17 protein-coding genes are annotated in these 16,180 nt (G+C 55.5%); 6 read left to right on the top strand and 11 right to left on the bottom strand.

Annotation, left to right across the window (positions count from 1 at the left end):
* Nucleotides 1-819: Glu/Leu/Phe/Val dehydrogenase family protein (locus QFZ34_RS07325; RefSeq protein WP_307278817.1), on the top strand; the 819-nt coding region annotated here is incomplete at its 5' end.
* A gap of 684 nt (nt 820-1,503) precedes the next feature.
* On the opposite strand, the gene QFZ34_RS07320 is transcribed toward QFZ34_RS07325, so the two are convergent.
* Nucleotides 1,504-2,421 carry an NmrA/HSCARG family protein gene (locus QFZ34_RS07320; RefSeq protein WP_307278815.1) on the bottom strand — a complete coding sequence of 306 codons (918 nt, stop codon included), beginning with the start codon at nt 2,419-2,421 and terminating at the stop codon, nt 1,504-1,506.
* 102 nt (nt 2,422-2,523) lie between these two features.
* Here QFZ34_RS07320 and QFZ34_RS07315 point away from each other — a divergent pair, with 102 nt between their 5' ends.
* The gene (locus QFZ34_RS07315; RefSeq protein WP_307278812.1) at nt 2,524-2,934 is read left to right on the top strand and encodes a winged helix-turn-helix transcriptional regulator; all 411 of its coding nucleotides are present in this window, start codon (nt 2,524-2,526) and stop codon (nt 2,932-2,934) included.
* Between the two features lie 767 nt (nt 2,935-3,701).
* Here QFZ34_RS07315 and QFZ34_RS07310 read toward each other — a convergent pair.
* A complete protein-coding gene (locus QFZ34_RS07310; RefSeq protein ID WP_307278811.1) occupies nt 3,702-4,637 on the bottom strand; it encodes an NmrA family NAD(P)-binding protein in 936 nt (311 codons plus the stop codon).
* A 73-nt stretch (nt 4,638-4,710) separates the two neighbouring features.
* On the opposite strand from QFZ34_RS07310, the gene QFZ34_RS07305 reads away from it, so the two are divergent.
* The gene (locus tag QFZ34_RS07305) at nt 4,711-5,535 is read left to right on the top strand and encodes an AraC family transcriptional regulator (RefSeq protein WP_307278809.1); all 825 of its coding nucleotides are present in this window, start codon (nt 4,711-4,713) and stop codon (nt 5,533-5,535) included.
* A 710-nt stretch (nt 5,536-6,245) separates the two neighbouring features.
* On the opposite strand, the gene QFZ34_RS07300 is transcribed toward QFZ34_RS07305, so the two are convergent.
* Both QFZ34_RS07300 and QFZ34_RS07295 read right to left on the bottom strand, forming a co-directional pair.
* Nucleotides 6,246-7,166, bottom strand: coding sequence for an NADP-dependent oxidoreductase (locus tag QFZ34_RS07300; RefSeq protein ID WP_307278807.1), 921 nt, complete (start codon nt 7,164-7,166; stop codon nt 6,246-6,248).
* Entirely contained in the window at nt 7,166-7,627 is a 462-nt protein-coding gene (locus QFZ34_RS07295) for an ester cyclase (RefSeq protein ID WP_307278804.1), read from the bottom strand. The genes QFZ34_RS07300 and QFZ34_RS07295 overlap by 1 nt, the downstream gene beginning before the upstream one ends.
* A 94-nt stretch (nt 7,628-7,721) precedes the next feature.
* Between QFZ34_RS07295 and QFZ34_RS07290 the strand changes: the two genes are divergently transcribed.
* The 3 genes from QFZ34_RS07290 to QFZ34_RS07280 all read left to right on the top strand — a co-directional run bounded on the left by QFZ34_RS07290 (nt 7,722) and on the right by QFZ34_RS07280 (nt 9,983).
* A complete protein-coding gene (locus QFZ34_RS07290; protein WP_307278802.1) occupies nt 7,722-8,627 on the top strand; it encodes a LysR family transcriptional regulator in 906 nt (301 codons plus the stop codon).
* A gap of 529 nt (nt 8,628-9,156) precedes the next feature.
* Nucleotides 9,157-9,513: an MBL fold metallo-hydrolase gene (locus tag QFZ34_RS07285; protein ID WP_307278800.1), complete on the top strand. Its 357-nt coding sequence runs from the start codon at nt 9,157-9,159 to the stop codon at nt 9,511-9,513.
* Complete coding sequence (locus QFZ34_RS07280) at nt 9,510-9,983, top strand: MBL fold metallo-hydrolase (RefSeq protein WP_307278798.1); 474 nt, start codon at nt 9,510-9,512, stop codon at nt 9,981-9,983. The genes QFZ34_RS07285 and QFZ34_RS07280 overlap by 4 nt, the downstream gene beginning before the upstream one ends.
* A gap of 382 nt (nt 9,984-10,365) precedes the next feature.
* Here the strand turns inward: QFZ34_RS07280 and QFZ34_RS07275 are convergent, their stop codons facing one another.
* From QFZ34_RS07275 to QFZ34_RS07245, 7 genes are all read right to left on the bottom strand, one after another.
* Complete coding sequence (locus tag QFZ34_RS07275; protein ID WP_307278794.1) at nt 10,366-10,710, bottom strand: cupin domain-containing protein; 345 nt, start codon at nt 10,708-10,710, stop codon at nt 10,366-10,368.
* Entirely contained in the window at nt 10,703-10,825 is a 123-nt protein-coding gene (locus QFZ34_RS07270) for a hypothetical protein (protein ID WP_307278791.1), read from the bottom strand. The genes QFZ34_RS07275 and QFZ34_RS07270 overlap by 8 nt, the downstream gene beginning before the upstream one ends.
* Complete coding sequence (kduI, locus tag QFZ34_RS07265; protein WP_307278788.1) at nt 10,822-11,664, bottom strand: 5-dehydro-4-deoxy-D-glucuronate isomerase; 843 nt, start codon at nt 11,662-11,664, stop codon at nt 10,822-10,824. Before kduI ends, QFZ34_RS07270 begins: the two co-directional genes overlap by 4 nt.
* Nucleotides 11,665-11,693: 29 nt before the next feature.
* Entirely contained in the window at nt 11,694-12,431 is a 738-nt protein-coding gene (locus QFZ34_RS07260; RefSeq protein WP_307279029.1) for an ATP-binding cassette domain-containing protein, read from the bottom strand.
* A complete protein-coding gene (locus QFZ34_RS07255; protein ID WP_370878721.1) occupies nt 12,431-13,438 on the bottom strand; it encodes an ABC transporter permease in 1,008 nt (335 codons plus the stop codon). The genes QFZ34_RS07260 and QFZ34_RS07255 overlap by 1 nt, the downstream gene beginning before the upstream one ends.
* 84 nt (nt 13,439-13,522) lie before the next feature.
* A complete protein-coding gene (locus QFZ34_RS07250; protein WP_307278782.1) occupies nt 13,523-14,473 on the bottom strand; it encodes a sugar ABC transporter substrate-binding protein in 951 nt (316 codons plus the stop codon).
* 120 nt (nt 14,474-14,593) lie between these two features.
* Entirely contained in the window at nt 14,594-16,114 is a 1,521-nt protein-coding gene (locus tag QFZ34_RS07245) for an aldehyde dehydrogenase family protein (protein ID WP_307278780.1), read from the bottom strand.
* Nucleotides 16,115-16,180: the final 66 nt, after the last annotated feature.

The following is a 16,180-nucleotide window of genomic DNA, read 5'->3' as shown; positions in this document are numbered from 1 at the left end:
GCGAGCGGACTTAGCCACGGCGGAGCTAAGGCTGTTATCATAGATGACTGCGACACTGGGACTCGTGCGGAACGTCTCGTCGCGTTCGCGGGCTTTATCGAGCGGCTAGGCGGCCTCTACACCACCGCTGAAGACGCGGGCATTTCCACAGCTGATGTTCGCTCGATGAGCACTGTGACCCGGTTCATTCGCAACCTTCCATTGGAAGAGACAGGCGACGGAGCACTGTGTACGGCATGGGGTGTATTCCATGGAATTCGGGCCGGACTGGAGTTCCGCGGCATCTCGGACATGTGTGGCTGCTCAGTGGCGGTGGAAGGATTGGGCAAGGTGGGGATGGCACTTTGCGAACTACTTCAGAACGCAGGTGCTGATTTGATCGTCTATGATATCGACGACGAGAAAATGCAAGTTACCCAGCAAAAGTACGGCGCAAAGGCGGTTGCTGCAGGACAAATCCATCGGTCCGATGCCGACGTTTATTCGCCGTGCGCGCTCGGAGCAACGCTTAATCAGAAGACCATTCCAGAGATTCGCGCCAGAGTAGTCGCCGGTGCCGCGAACAATCAGCTGAGTGACGCTTCGCAGGATCAACTCCTTAGCGGCTATGGTATCACCTATTGCCCGGACTATATAGTGAACGCCGGTGGCGTATTGTCGGTGGCGCCTAAAGGGGCGAGGTTCAATCTTCCAGAGGCGCTAGCTCGGGTAGCGACAATTCATGAGACGACGCACAACGTCTTGGCATTGGCCAAAACTGCTGGGATACCGACTGGTTTCGCTGCTGATCGCCTGGCACGCCAGCGCCTTCAAACGTGACGCGGATCCCCATCATCAGTTCAGGATGCGCAAGTGAGTAAAGCTGGAGGGAGCCACGGAAGAAGCTTTAGCCTTCACCCTTCGACGATAGCGCCCTTCGCTTCATCAAGTTTTTGCATCATCATAACAGGGGCCAGAACCGATACTAAATCAGTGTCGGTTGCGTCTCTCAGAAGCCATTATGGACGCTCAGAACACTGTTTCCAGCCGGAAACAAAAGAAGGCCCGGAAAAGAGCCGCGTCATACACCTGCCCGCAAGATCAGGAAACTAACTCTCGGTTGTAAAGTTTAGTTCAAGTCACTGATCTTGGATCGTGTAGCGCCCCATTTTCCCGAAATTCGATGGCTGAGGGTTAGGCAGATTGCCAGAATGGGCTTTGGGAGAGCCCGAGCTCCCTTTTGTTGTGGTGCGTCAACGGGCCCGGCAAATGAAACGCGTATTCCGGCGGTGAATTGAGTGCGGCGGCAATCCGCCCGTCGGCAAATTGCCGCCGTTGGACGGATGTTTGAGAGGCGCGGCGCCGAGCAAAACCATGGTTTAAACGATGTCTTGTCGAATCGAAAAACTCATCCCGCGCCCCGATGACGATGCGTCCGATATAACGAGCGGAACCAGAAAGGTCTTCGGCGGCGATCACGACGGACGGCGATATGGAAGAGCTTGCATGCTCACGGCCTTGAATTCAGCGAAGAGCCACCGCTGCAGCTGGCGCCCGTAGGGCTGCGCGAAGAAGCGGCTTACCCGCGCCAGCAAGCCATTGCTCAACGGTCATCAGGCAGCCAAACTCGCTTCGCAAAGCATTGATATCTGCCACGCCCGCGCACCTACCATCGTCAACGAGCTCCGCAAGGCGGCCAAGCAATGCGTTTTGTTGGAGAAGACTGTCAGGGAAACGTTGGTAAGTGATCGTTTTTCGCCCGGCGCGGCTGAATGCTTCCTGTAGTCCGTTGCCGGTGATCTCATCTCCCGCAATTTCAATGGTTCGGCCAGAGAACCGCTCGGGATATGCAAAAACCGACGCGACGATCTTCCCGATGTCATCGACGGCGATGAACTGCATTTTCTGGTTCGGTCGCATGAAGAATCTGAACGTCCCCTGCTCAAGGCCCATCCCTGGAAGCAAGAGCATTTCCATGAATGTGACCGGCCGCACGATCGTACTGTTAATGCCAAGCCTCCGGATGTGGTCTTCAATTTGCGTCTTGCTGTCAAAGTGTCCCAGGCCAGTTTTGCCTTTCCCGGCGGCGGCAACGGATGTGTAGACGAGATGCTGAACGCCTTGCGCTGTGGCAATGTCGGCGATGGCCTTCCCATACCGAAGTTCCTGTTCGTCCGAAATACCATGGGCCCCTTGCCCCGAACTCGGTTGCACGCTGAAGACGCCGTAGGCGCCGGACATCGCTTTCTCGATCGAGGAAAAGTCGGAGAAAGTACCTTGATGCAGTCCAACACCGATGGCTTCAAGCGCCTTTGCCTTTGCTCCACCGAGCTGGCGGACAAATGCCCTTACCGACCATCCATTGGTTCTCAGCGCCTTTGCGACCGCTCCACCTTGCTGCCCCGTGGAACCGAACACAAGGACGGTCTTGTTCTGATTCATTTAACGTTCCTTTTCGTAACTATTGATACTTACGAAATGGCACTGATATAACCAGTGCACAAGACGGCACATTTATGTTCGTCGGTCACACGGAGATAACTATTGGAAAAGATCATCCACGGTCGACCATATAAAAACACCGCCAAAGGTCCTATCCTCGTGCCCTGCGCGCCGCACGGCGTGTTAGCGAGGCTTGGGGACAAGTGGACCATCCTGATAATGTCCATACTCGCGATGACACCCACAACGCCGCTCCGGTTTTCGGAAATCAAGAATGGGATTCCGGAGATCTCGCAGCGCATGCTGACGGTTACCCTTCGAAATCTTCAACGGGACGGCTTGGTTCTGCGACACTATTTTTGCGAGGTCCCGCCACGAGTCGAGTACGAATTGACGCTGATGGGGAAGACGATGCTACCAGCGCTTGAAGGTTTCACCGGATGGATTAGGGAAAATTGGCAAGCGATCGAACGATCGCGTCAAGCCTTCGATGACTCCAACGGGGACTTGTAGAGTTCGAGCGACCTGTGATGTGAATTCAGTAGAAGCTCTACCAACACCACATGTTCCAAGTAACGGTTAATCGCCAGCTTTCATTTAGCGAGCGCACTTCGATTGTCCAAAGCACAATCATTCAGTGCGAAGAGGCGCTTGCAGTTTACTTAATCAGGTGCCAGCTACAGCTCTGAAACTGAGCCGTTTCAGCCGGATCGCGACAGACAGACGCACGTGGGTTGCTGTCACCGGATCGACGCCGGGCGCTCTCATAACTGTGCCAAACTTTCAAATCGTCAATGCATCGCTTGCGTAAAACGGGATATAAACCGTTCAAGCATGTATGGTGGCCAACTCCGGACGCAGTGATTTTAGATCGAAGATGTCGCGGACGTGATGCTGGACCTGTTAACTCCCTCGCTCGCAACGCATCCGGAAAATCTGGCACCTTATCCGTCGATTCCGGCTATCCGATGCAGGTGACGCTTTCGGGACTTTCAGTCACAGCGCGGTCACGCTCGCTCGTGGTCAGAAGCCGGTCGCCCCCGAAGGGCAGCTACCGTGTGACGCGAAACGGTGGCGTTGCCATCGAAACGCAAAGCACGGAATACTCTGCGCCGATGTCATGTGGATCGCATCTAACGCTTCGTGCCCACGTCTGACGGCAGCAATGACCTTTCAGGGATCGGCGGTCACGAAGCGCGGATGGATCGAGCCGGGCTCGGAGATTGGGTTGCTTGTGGCTGCCATATGAGGTTCTGACGTAGATTACGCTAACTTAGCAATTATCCTTTTGAGCTCCACGTTAGGAAGGTTTCTGGTTTGACGCCATCCGTCCGCGCCTTCTCGATCAGCGGCCTGAGGGTATCCCTCACGAATTCTTCAATTGTCGTGCGCAGCGCAGGACGATCCTCGTAAAACGTTATACGCCCATCGTTAAGAGCAGCCAAGGTGTCGTTATCGTAGACCCACCGTCCGAGAGTTCCGAATCTCTCCCGGAATATCTTCTCGACCTCGCGATCGCTCCTATCGATGAAACGATAGTCCACGTCTTTACCGAGTGCCCGGCTGATAATCGCGGCGATCTCGGTCATCGTGTAATCGATGCCCAGTTGCTTTACGGATCGGTGCTGGTCAGTCGGCGTGTCGAACTCTTTCGCTGCGAGATCCGCGATGTCCTGAATGGCAACCCAAGGAGTTTTGACGTTGGGGTCAAGCGACCAACCGATCCTATCGTGCTGCGCGATCGAGTCGATCCACCCGAACAGGTTCTCCATGAACCAGCCACCCTGCAGATGCACCAAATTGATGTCTCGTAGTCGGTTGAGTATCTGATCCAGGACATAGAAGGGCTGGAAATGGCCGGTGTTTCCGCTTACATCGGATCCCATTCCGGTCAGGCTCACGGCAAATTTCACAGGGGAGCCCCGAAGTGCGTCGAAAAACCGAAGCGCTGCCGCAGGGTAGTGCCCATGGAAGTCCTCCGACCCCCAAATGGTTTTGACCATTAGGAACGCAGCGTCAGCGTCTCCGAAAAATGTGTTAAGCTCACCAGCACCCGTGTCGAAGCTGCCAATATATGGCTCTGCTCCTTTCGCGACGAGTGCATCGAGGGCGGGCCCTCCTCTCGAGAGAGCTTTGACTGAATGGCCTTTGGCTAAAAGGATTTCGGTAAGTTTGGCACCGATCCTGCCGGTCGCGCCAACTACGGCAATACGCATGGCTAATCTCCTGGAGTTGCTGAACCGTGAACCTAAAGGATTGCGTCGCAAGCAGAAGTGGAGATAATGCCATATGATCTCGAAAATGGGCCAACCTTCGAGTAAGCCACCCTGCAGTACCGCCATCGATCTGAGCCACCTGCAGGGACCGGCAATGGCGATCAGGATGGACTTCGCCGACTATGAAGCCGAGGGGCATCAGCACCAGCACCGGCAGGGTCAACTGGTCCTGGCGTTGCATGGTGCGGTCACTTGCAGAGCGGAAAGCGGGGTCTGGATCGTTCCGCCAAACTCCGGAGTTTGGATACCCGGTGGAGTTCTCCATAGCAATAAGGTCACGTCCAATGCGCGTCTGACATATCTGTTTGTCGAGCCGGGTGCGGCCATGCTTCCGGCTGAATGCTGCACGCTTGCGGTATCGCCGATGCTTCGGGAGATGATACTCCAGGTAGCGGAATTATCGAAGAATGCCGGGCGTGACGCTCATGTCGATCGCCTCGTGCGGGTGATGCTCGATGAACTGGCGCTGATGCCGCGGGAGAGGCTGGAGCTACCCGTATCTGACCATCCAAAGATCGCCTTGATCGCTGCAACTCTTTTGGCAGACCCGAAAGATCGGCGGACCCTCGGTCAGTGGGCTGAGCATGTTGCCGTCAGTGAGCGAACGTTAAAGAGGCTTATGGTCCAAGAGACGGGATTGAGTTTCGGCCGGTGGCGGCGTCAGCTACATCTCGTCATCGCGCTGCGGGAACTTGCCGGCGGTGCGACAGTCCAGCGGGTAGCCGGCGATTTGGGGTACGAATCCACGACGGCCTTCATCGTCATGTTCAAAAAGGCGCTTGGGACCACACCATCGCGTTACTTTGCCGTTCGCTTATTGAGCACGGAGCACGCGTGAGACACTGCCTGTCCAAATTTCCAGCAGCGATAGACCTACGTCGATTCTCTGCCTGGGCCGAGAAAACCAGCGCAAAACGTATAGCAGTGCTGTTTGCGCTGGACCAAATATACAGCAGGGCCGAAAAGCTTGCCTCGTTTAGATGCGTTCCCAGATAGATTCCTTGCCCTCCACCGATGCACATCGTCGTCAGCCCTAACGGCCGCCAGAATGCCGCAGTTCGTACATCAACCTGGTCGTTATAACGGCACACCGGTCGCGTCGATGGCCGAGTGAAATGCCGCTCCCGTTTGGGTTCACTCGTTCGGAAACGAGCTGCAGTTCGCGGGCGACGGCGCACCACTGTGCGATAGGCCTCGCTGGACTTGCTCACGTCAATATCCGCGATGCCCAAGCCGGCCCGATCCCCATGAAAGCGGGATCGACACCGGCGTGACCATAGGCGACAGGTCGCGCCCAACGGCCGCAAATTATGCTGGCGAACCGACGCCTCGCTCGCGAGCACGACGGCGGCTGCGCCGTCGTTGAGCTGGTACGCGTGGCGCGATCATCTTCTGAATTCGATCTCCGGCGTTCCACCGTCGAGCGCGCAACAAGCAGACAAACGCGTCAAACGTTGGCACCAAGTCTAAAAGAGGCATTTCGCCAGCTGTAAACCCAAAGTTTCGAAGTTGATGAGGCCGGCAACACTGATGCTGCCGACCGGACCGTCATATCGAGACGATGATCTTACCTTTCGCGCGCCCCGATCCCTGGTGTTCGAATGCTTTGACTGCACCCGCCAATGGGACCTGGCTGTCCACGAGGATTTTCAGCGCCCCCTCATCGACCCTTTTGACAATCTTGGCGAGGCGGCTAGCATCGGAGGAGTGGAAGACAAAGGTTGCCGTCACGTTATGCGCTTTTGCGAGAGCCCCGTCCGGAGGCGAAGCGGTTGCGAGCAGCCGGCCGCCTGTTCGAAGGACACCGTAGGATGCCTGCTGGGTCTCGCCGCCAATCGGGTCGAGGACGACGTCGACGTCTGACACTTTTTCTGCAAAGTTTTCATTGCGATAGTCGATGACTTGATCAGCGCCGAGCCGTCGGACCATATCGAGGCCTGCGCCTGATGCTGTTGCAATAACCCGGGCTCCTGCCGAACGGGCGAGTTGGATGGCGAAACTGCCGACGCCGCCGGCGCCAGCATGAACAAGCACGGTCTGACCCGGTCGCAGGTCTGCCATCTCATGCAATGCTTGCCAAGCGGTGCCAGCACCGGTGGCAAGACCAGCGGCATCAGTCAGCGAAATAGAAGACGGCGCCCTGACAAGATAGTCCGACGGTACAATGACGAATTCAGCAAGCGCGCCCCCGCTGCCCGGGTCGACCCGAGCGATGACCTCGTCACCCGAGCGCCAGTGGGTCGCCCGAGATCCGGTTCGTTCGATGGTTCCAGCAAGGTCCGTACCTAGAATGTACGGAAAACTCACGGGAAAGAACGCGTCCATGTAGCCAAGCTGCATCTTGACGTCGAGAGGGTTGAGACTGGTGGCGGTGACCCGAACCAGTACCTCGCTCGGTCCGATCTCGGGAATATCTACATCTTCGATGACAGGCGCCGCATTGTATCCGCGAATTCGAAGGGCCTTCATCACGCCGCCTCCCCGGTATTCACCGGCCAGACGCCCACCTGAAACAGCCAGCCGAACCAGTCTTCAAGGTGCCAGGTGTGCGTCACCTTTCCGTCCGCGATATAGTGGAATTCGTGAATGGCCATCTGGAACGACTTGCCAGTCGGAGCAATGCCGAACCAGGAGCCAGTATGCGTGCCCGATATCAGCGCTCGTACAGCGGCTTTTCCCGGCGTGCCGATCATTTCCAAAAGGGTGATCTTCAAATCCGGGAAGGCGGCATTGAACTCGCGGATCAGCGGCTTCATGCCATCGCGGCCAGGTTGCTGATGTGGCGAAAGTGGTATGTCCTGCCAATCAGGGACGACAGCCTCGTCCAACAGATCGGGATTGCCATGAAAAGCTTCGTACAGCGTTTCAAGTGCGTGTCGTTCTTCAGGCGTAAGACCTGAAACTTTTGGTTCATTAACATTGTTTGTCATTAGGGTTCCTATCTTGGAATGCAGCGACCCCAAAGATTATCGCGTCCAATTGTATGCTTGAAATCGATTGATGGTATGTGATTATATCCATACTATGGATTTACACGGGATTGATCTCAACCTACTTGTCGCCTTCGATGCGCTCATGGCAGAACGCAGCGTGACCCGCGCCGGAACGCGGATCGGCAGGACTCAGCCGGCAATGAGTGCAGCGCTCTCCCGACTGCGCGGCCTGTTGAATGACGAGCTTTTCGTGCGCGGACCGAACGGACTTCAGCCGACACCTCGGGCTCTTGATCTCTCCGAGCCTTTGTCTCACGCCCTGCAGGAGATACAGCGGACGCTGGAGTTCACCCAGGCATTCGATGCATCGACATCGTCCGCAACATTTTCCCTCGGTCTTTCGGATCATCCGACTTTCGTCGTTCTTCCGAGGCTTCTCCAGACCTTACGAGAGCAGGCATCCGGCATAACGCTGCGAATTCGCAACTTCACCGCGCGCGACGATGCGATTTCAATGCTCGATGCTGGCGAAGTAGATTTAACGATTGGGGTCCCCCCGACGTCTTCAGGCCGCATCCTGACAAGACCGCTCTTTGTGGAACGGTTCGTGTGCATCGTTAGGAAAAATCATCCGGCAACTGAAAGACCTTTAGATCTCAACAGGTTCCTTGAACTGTCGCATCTCCTGGTCTCACCGGAAAATGATCGTTTTGGACGCGTGGATGCGGAACTTGCGCAACGCGGCCTCAAGCGGCATCTTGCCCTCACCTTGCCTCATATGTATGCGGCGCCGCTGCTGGTCGCGAGCTCGGATCTGATTGCGACCCTCATGAGCGGCGTGGTCGATGCGTCGCAATATGCAGAACAATTGATGATCTTGCAGCCTCCAATCCAACTGGACCCTGTCCAGTTCAGCTTGTCCTGGCATCGGCGCAACGATGTACATCCTGCACAGCGGTGGTTCAGGGATTGTATCGCGGCTCTTTACGGCTGCTGAACCCAATGCGGCCGCAGGCTCGAAAGCCAAATGACTACCGACCTTTCTTGGGACATGTAGTTAGGCCCTCGAACTTTCTCGAACAAATAAATCGAGATCGTCGCAAACGCGTGGAGCCGAGAATTCTCGAGCGTTTCACCCGCGAGGATGTTGCAAATGGGACTAATGTACGAAGGTGCGACCACGACAACATATAGCCACCAACGTGAGCCTGCTGATCACTCGGACTCCGTAGTCGATGGCGAACATTGGGCCGGTTGATGCGGTCACATACAGATTATCAAGCGCGCCTCGCCACCTTTAAAACGGACTAAGGTCGACGCTGCCGCGTGAATGCTCGTGGCATCGTGTGTAAATCTCAAAAGGTGGATGTAATGACTAGCAACCAAACTTCTTCCGGCCGCCCTATTTATCGCCGCCAGATGCTCAAGCTTGCCGGGTTGGGTGCCTTGGCTGTAGCCGCGTCCAGTGAGACTGCAATTGCCCAGGAACTGAAGGCGCCATCGTCGATGCGCGTTTTCCCGTCGAAGTGGCATCTGGGGTTTTTATTCTTCTCGACAAACGCATCCCGCTGGTGCCCAACATCGGCATTGTTGTTGGCCGAGATATTGTACTCGTCATCGACTGCGGCCTCGGTATAGAGAGTGCTGAAGATGTATTGGCGTTGGCCAGGCGGCTGGCGCCCGGCCGGCAGGTCGTGCTCACCGTCACGCATGCCCATCCCGAGCACGGTTTTGGCGCGCAGGTGTTCAAGTCCGCCGGCCGAATCTATTACAACGCTCTGCAGAAGGACTACTTCGCCAAACGGGCCAGAAGCTTCTGGAAGGTTTCAGGTCAAGCGTCCTGCCTGCCGATCACAAATACCTGCTTGATAACATTGTTTTGACGCCGCCTGATCAAACCTATGATCAGCAACGTGTCATGCTTGACCTGGGCGGACGACAGGTGGAATTCCGGACATGGGGTAGAGCACATACGCCCGGCGACCAGATTGTATTCGTCCCTGGCGAACGCATCGTTTTCACAGGTGACCTCGCTGAAGAGCGCATGTTTCCAATCGTACCGCTGTTTCCGCCCATGATCACCGCAAATGACATGGATATCGCGCGATGGGAACTGGGGCTAAGAGATATCCTTCTGCTTGAGCCAAGCCTTGTCGTACCGGGGCACGGCAGCCTTGGAGGACCAGAAATCATTTCGCAAGTGTCTGGATATTTTCAGGACGTTCGACAACTAGTCAGGACGGCCAATGGACCCGACCAACGACTGTCAGAAGAGATCCGCGCCAAATATCCGACTTGGGAAAACAGCGAACTCATTGAACCCGCGGTTCGTTACTTTTCGCAGGAGACGTAGAACGGACGTCTCGTGCCGGTGGTCGAATGTTGGCCTGCCAAATCACGTCAAAACCCCGACTGCAGATTCTCGCGGACCTTTCCATCTGGCTCGACAATAAGGGATGGCACGCGAAGGTCGAGATCCCTCAATTCCTTCGTTTGGTTGATTATCCGTCTTGACCGTCCACATCATGTATGGCAACTGCGCCCCGGCGCCTTCGACAACAGCAGGGCGCGAAGCGACTTTGCTTCGGCAGATTCGCAGACCACCCTGGCGTAGCAATTGCCGGTAAGCAAATATTCGGCCTCGATCGCGGAAGAGAGATTTCGCGCCGTACCCCTGGTAGCACTGGATCTGTGGATACAATCCACCGTTAGATCGAGGGGTGCGAAAGGGCTCTTCATCCCGGCCCCTCCAGAAATTCGTCGCGTCTTGGCGTGAACGTGTCGATCAGCAACCCTTCTTGAAGTGCCACTACTCCGTGAATGAGATTGGGGGCGACGATAAAACTGCTGCCAGACGCCAGCTTAGTAGTGACACCCTCGATTGTAACTTCAAACACACCTTTGGCCACATAACTAACCTGCGTATGGGGGTGCGAATGAAGTGCGCCAATCGCGCCCTTGTCAAAGCTGAAGGCGACAAGCATCAACTCGGGGCGATGCGAAAGAACGGCGCGGCGATTTCCGGGCGCTGTTACCGTCCAGCTTAAATCATCAGGCAGTGTGTAGCAGCAGTCAGACACCTGTCGCTTCCTTTTTATACCGGTCTTCTGCTACTGACAGGAAAGACCATGTTGCAAACACGCGAACGGGCGAAACTGACAATGCCCGCGCACGGCTGGAATTGGTTGAGTTCATCTCAAGCTTTCCATCGGCACCTTATCCATGTCGGCAAAGCTCATATTGTCTCCAGCCATTGCCCAAATGAAAGAGTATCGCCCAGTGCCAGCGCCGGAATGGATTGACCAGCCTGGGGACAGAACCGCATCATGGCTTTTGAGCACAAGATGCCGGGTTTCATGCGGCTCTCCCATAAAATGAAAGATACGCGTCGCTTCTGCCATCCCGAAATAGAGATAGACCTCCATTCGTCTATCGTGCAGATGCGCCGGCATGGTGTTCCACACAGAGCCAGCCTCGAACATTGTCAGTCCCACCAATAGCTGGCAGCTTTCACAGACCTCCGGGTGTACATACTGGTTGATCGTTCGGGCATTGGCTTCCTCGGCCGAGCCCATACGCACCTTTTTGGCCATATCAAGCGTAATAAGGACTGTCGGACAATTACGATGTGCGGGTGAGCTTAAAAGATAAAACTCGGCTGGATTGTCTGGGTCGTCACTCAGGAAAGACATTGCACCCTGCCCCATACCGACATAGAGCGCATCACGAAATGCCAGCGGATATTCAGCATTTGCAACGATGACTTTACCGCCGCCTCCAATGTTGACAATAGCTGCTTCTCGTCGCTCCAGGAACTGGCTGGTGCCCGTTTCCTTGACGTGATCAATCACAAGGGTTTTGCTCGTTGGAACGATACCGCAGACGATCATCCGATCGAGATGGCTGTAAGTAAGATTGATGCGGCCTTCGGAAAAAAGGCCTTCCACGAGAAATCCGTCGCGCAACCCTTGTGTATTCCGCCTTGCGGCATCCTCAGGGCCAACTATCTGGCGCACATTTACTGAAATTGTCACGGCACTTGCCTCTTAATGTTGGAATGTCGTCAAGTAAGCACGACGTATTCTGTTAGCTGACTAATTGTAGTGTCTGCCTTCTTCACGTCGAACACCTTGGTCCCATGGCTCATGATGACAAAACGGTCGCAGACCTGGTAAGCGTGATAAAGATTATGGGTCACCAGTACGCTCGACACATTCTCTGCTTTGAGCTTCAGCACCTGTGCGAGTAGCGCTTCCGTTTCGCGCACGGACAAAGCCGAAGTCGGTTCGTCGAGCAACAGAACGCGGCGCTTGAAGAATACGGCGCGAGCGATGGCAACTGCCTGCTTTTGACCACCGGAAAGGTCACCGACCAGTTTATCGGGTGAATCGATCCCGGAAATGTGGACGGCCTTCTCCAGCACTTCCATGGCAATTTCGCGCATCTCGGTCTGTTTCAGGAATCCAAATGCATTCACGCGCTCACGACCCATAAAAATATTGCGCGTGATTGACAAAGAATCCACGAGCGCAGTGTTCTGATAGATCGTTTCAATACCTGCATCGGCGGAGTCGGAACGGCAGGAAAATGTGGTCTTTTCACCGTCGATACTCAGGTGACCAGTGGTCGGCTTCTGTATCCCTGAAATAAGATTGACCGTCGTCGATTTGCCTGCGCCGTTATCGCCCAAGAGACCGACAACCTCGCTGTGGCCAACATGGAAACTCAGGTCCCTGAGCGCAGTCAGGGCGCCGTAACTCTTCGAGATGTTATGCAGTTCAAGCAAGTGCGGTGAGGACATCATGCCGCCCCCCGACGTTCGATGAGATGATTGAATGCAGCGGCGACAACGATGAGCGTTGCTATGAACATGTCGAGATAGAAGCCTGGCGCTCTCAGAAGAAGAAGCACATCCGTGATGGTGTGGATCAGCATGACACCAAGAAAGATCCCGATGATCGAGCCGCGTCCGCCGCTCAAGGAAAGTCCGCCAATAACGCAGGCTGCAATCGCCTGTAGCTCGAGGCCTGCACCCTGTCCCGGCTGAACACTGCCGACACGCGCGGTCGCTATGATTCCCGCCACCGCCGCCATACCGCCAGCTATGGCAAAGGCAATGAGTTTAACGCGATCGGTGTTGATGCCGATAGCTGTCGCAGCGGCACGATTGCCACCGGTGGCGAAAACGTGGTTGCCAAACTTGTGGCGATGCAGGAGCAGGTAGAAGCCCACCACAAATAGTATTATCCAGATGAAAGCTGCATTCACACCAAGGATCGTTCCGGCAAAAAGGCTGGTGAAGATGGGCTCCGGATCAAACCGCACCTGAACTGCGCCATTGTACAGCAGGACGGCACCCCGCCAGAACAGCAAGCCTCCAAGTGTGACGATGAACGACGGCAGGCCGAAGCGAAGCGTGATCGTCCCGTTGAGAAGGCCGATCAAAACGCCCGTGAGAATGCCAAGAGGCGCGGCAATGAATGCGCTCACTCCGGCATCGATCAATGTCGCCATCAAGATGGCCGTGAACGTATAGACAGAACCGATTGAGAGATCGAATTCGCCTGCAATCATCAGGATGCCAGCGCCAAGCGCAAGACAGCCCAGCACAGGTATAGCCTTCATAAGGATCGTCAGATTCTGCGGCGATAGATAGCGAAAGTCGTCCGGATAGGCGAGTGCGCCAACGATGCAGACGATCTGCAGGGTGATGAAAACCAACAGGATGGCGCCCGCAGGCATAGTCATGATCTGCTTCAGCAGCGATTGTTTTCGGGTGCGCGATTTCGGCACGGCACTGTCGGTCATGGTGATGGTCACTGTCTTATCTCTATTGCAGGGGGATGGCGGTGACCTTTCGGCTCGGCCGAAAGGTCTTCCATGCGTAACGCCTTAGCGATAGCTGCCGATCAGCGGCTTGACCGAACTGATCCGTGATTTATCGAGAAAGGCACCTTGACCCGTATCGACATCTGTCGGTGTCAGGCCGTACTTCTTCGCAAGTGCAATCTGGGCAATAGGATAATAACCCTGCAAGTAGGGTTGCTGGTCCATTGTTGCGAACATGGCACCCGATTCCACGGCGTTGACTATTTCCACCGCGAGATCAAAACCACCAAAAGGAATGTTCACGCCTGCATCCTTGATAGCCCCCGCACCGACTGTCGAAGTGACGGAGCCGGTACCGAACAGCGCCTTGACACCGGGATTCGCGATCAGAAACTGGGCAATGATGTTTTGTGCTTCTGCCGGATCAAGGCCTGAACGAACCGTCTCAACCGTGATGCCTTTTTCTTTCATCGCCTTCTCAATGCCACCGCCGCGCGCAACCGCGAAGCTTGCTTCCGGAATTTCGCGCGGGTTGAATACGACATCACCCTGCTTGAGATCGAATTTCTCGATCATGCGATTGCCGAGCTCATATCCGGAAGCGAATTCGTCCATTCCTACATATGCCTGACGGCAATTGCCCTTACCGCCTTCAAGATCGTCATTGTTAAAGCCAATGACAATGATGCCCGTCTTGACGGCAGCACATATGCTGGAATCAAAAGCGTCGGAACTGGAAATTGCTACGGCGATGCCATCGACACCACTGACGGTGGCGCTTTCAATCAGGTCATTCTGGCGGACCGGATCATTGTTGGCATATTGCACGTCCAGATCGACGCCGAACTGCGCAGCGGCATCCTGCGCGCCTTTAACCACCGGATTGAAAAACTGGACGCTCGGATCGAGATAGATGATCATCGTTGCCTTGACATCGGCCGCTACTGCGGTAGATGTCAGGGCCATAGCTGCGCAAGCCGCAAGCATTGCGGTTTTCACTTTGGTCAATTTCATTTGCGTATCCTCCCTTTGGATGTGCAATCGGGTCGAAAGACCCATGTCTTGACTGGCGAGCTCCGACCAAAGATCGCGCCAGTCAAGATGTTCTCCTCCACCTCAGTTTGATAATCGGTGTTATCCGAACCAAGGATCCGGTTTGCCCAAGGTCACGTGAATCCCCTTGAACTGCGAATATTCATCAAAACCATAACGGCCAAGCTCGCGGCCCAAGCCGCTTTTTTTATAACCGCCGATGGGCAATTCCGGTGCGCCGTCTATGACACTGTTAATCCAGCAGCGCCCTGCCCGGATGCGGCGGATGCTTTGCAGTGCATTCTCCAGATTGGTTGACCAAACGCTGGCTGAAAGACCATATTCCGAGGCATTTGCCATGGCGACTGCCTCGTCGGCCGTCTTGAATGTCAGCGTCGACAGGACAGGTCCGAAAATTTCTTCCCGCGCAATCGACATGTCGCCAGTGACACCGGAAAACACCGTGGGCGCATAGTAGAGACCGGAATCTTCGCCGACACGCACCCCGCCCAGTAACAGTTTTGCGCCCTCCGCCTGCCCTGCTTCCACATAGGAATGCACTTTTGCAGCATGCGCCTCAGAGATCATCGCGCCAATTTTGGTCTGCTCGTTCAGGGGATCGCCGAAGGTCACCTTGCGGGATATATCGAGAAGGCGCTCCAGAAGCTCATCCCTGACACTTTCCTGCACAAGCAGCCTGCTTCCGGAAATGCAGCATTGGCCGGCATTGTGATAAACGCCGTAGGCGATGCCGTCGGCTGCAGCTTCCAGATCAGCATCGGCAAAAACGATCTGCGGTCCCTTGCCGCCAAGTTCGAGACCAACGCGCTTAACGCTTCGCGCCGCAATTTCACCAAGCTTCGTGCCAACCCGGACTGACCCTGTAAAAGCGATCATATCGGTGCCCGGATCCTCAGCCAAAACCTGACCTGCCGGATCTCCATAGCCTGTAACAACGTTGAAAACGCCGTCTGGAATACCGGCCTCGCGGGCCAGTTCCGCCATTCGGATTGAAGTACCGGAGGTGAATTCGGATGGTTTAAGCACCACCGTGCAACCGCCGCCAATAGCCCATGGCACCCGCTCGGACGCAATGATGAACGGGAAATTCCAAGGTGTAATGACACCGACGACGCCGACGGGCTCCCTCAGCACGAGACCGAGCCGGTTATCACCTATATTGTTGTGCGTCTGCCCTTCCAGCGCCCGAGCCTGCCCCGCCGCATAGGACCAGAGGTCCGCGCAGAAAGTGATTTCGCCCCTTGCCTGTGCGATTGGCTTGCCAACCTCGAGGCTTTCGATCAACGCGATTTCTTCCACGTGGGCAAGAATGAGTTCCGATGTCCTGAACATCAAACGTGAACGCTCGGCACCAGACATGCGCGGCCAAGGTCCCGTGTCAAAGGCAAGCCGGGCTGCATTTATCGCCGACCGGACGTCGTCAGCGGTAGCATCGGGCCAAGTGCCGACAACAACACCGGCGTGGCCCGGACTGATCCGGTCAATGGTTTTTCCAGAGGATGCATCTACGGACTTGCCATCAACAAGCATCTGGTAACGCGATTTATTCTGCAATCGCGGATCACTGGAATCAGGGCGTATGAAATTGGGCTGTACCGTCATCAATAAACCGAGATTTTGCCCCGGCCCCTCCATTTTGCCCGGCGCAATTGCGCCGCGCTTGTGTTC

This window comes from Phyllobacterium ifriqiyense (assembly GCF_030817885.1).
GTDB classification, from domain to species: Bacteria; Pseudomonadota; Alphaproteobacteria; order Rhizobiales; family Rhizobiaceae; genus Phyllobacterium; species Phyllobacterium ifriqiyense.
This window is presented reverse-complemented; position numbering and strand designations above follow the sequence as displayed.

What these genes read in the sequence shown, in the direction of transcription:
- QFZ34_RS07320 (WP_307278815.1), bottom strand. Translation starts at nt 2,421, where the DNA reads ATGAATCAGAACAAGACCGTCCTTGTGTTCGGTTCCACGGGGCAGCAA.
- QFZ34_RS07310 (WP_307278811.1), bottom strand. Translation starts at nt 4,637, where the DNA reads ATGCGTATTGCCGTAGTTGGCGCGACCGGCAGGATCGGTGCCAAACTT.
- QFZ34_RS07305 (WP_307278809.1), top strand. Translation starts at nt 4,711, where the DNA reads ATGATCTCGAAAATGGGCCAACCTTCGAGTAAGCCACCCTGCAGTACC.
- QFZ34_RS07300 (WP_307278807.1), bottom strand. Translation starts at nt 7,166, where the DNA reads ATGAAGGCCCTTCGAATTCGCGGATACAATGCGGCGCCTGTCATCGAA.
- QFZ34_RS07295 (WP_307278804.1), bottom strand. Translation starts at nt 7,627, where the DNA reads ATGACAAACAATGTTAATGAACCAAAAGTTTCAGGTCTTACGCCTGAA.
- QFZ34_RS07290 (WP_307278802.1), top strand. Translation starts at nt 7,722, where the DNA reads ATGGATTTACACGGGATTGATCTCAACCTACTTGTCGCCTTCGATGCG.
- QFZ34_RS07270 (WP_307278791.1), bottom strand. Translation starts at nt 10,825, where the DNA reads ATGAACTCAACCAATTCCAGCCGTGCGCGGGCATTGTCAGTTTCGCCC.
- QFZ34_RS07260 (WP_307279029.1), bottom strand. Translation starts at nt 12,431, where the DNA reads ATGTCCTCACCGCACTTGCTTGAACTGCATAACATCTCGAAGAGTTAC.
- QFZ34_RS07255 (WP_370878721.1), bottom strand. Translation starts at nt 13,438, where the DNA reads ATGACCGACAGTGCCGTGCCGAAATCGCGCACCCGAAAACAATCGCTG.
- QFZ34_RS07250 (WP_307278782.1), bottom strand. Translation starts at nt 14,473, where the DNA reads ATGAAATTGACCAAAGTGAAAACCGCAATGCTTGCGGCTTGCGCAGCT.
- QFZ34_RS07245 (WP_307278780.1), bottom strand. Translation starts at nt 16,114, where the DNA reads ATGACGGTACAGCCCAATTTCATACGCCCTGATTCCAGTGATCCGCGA.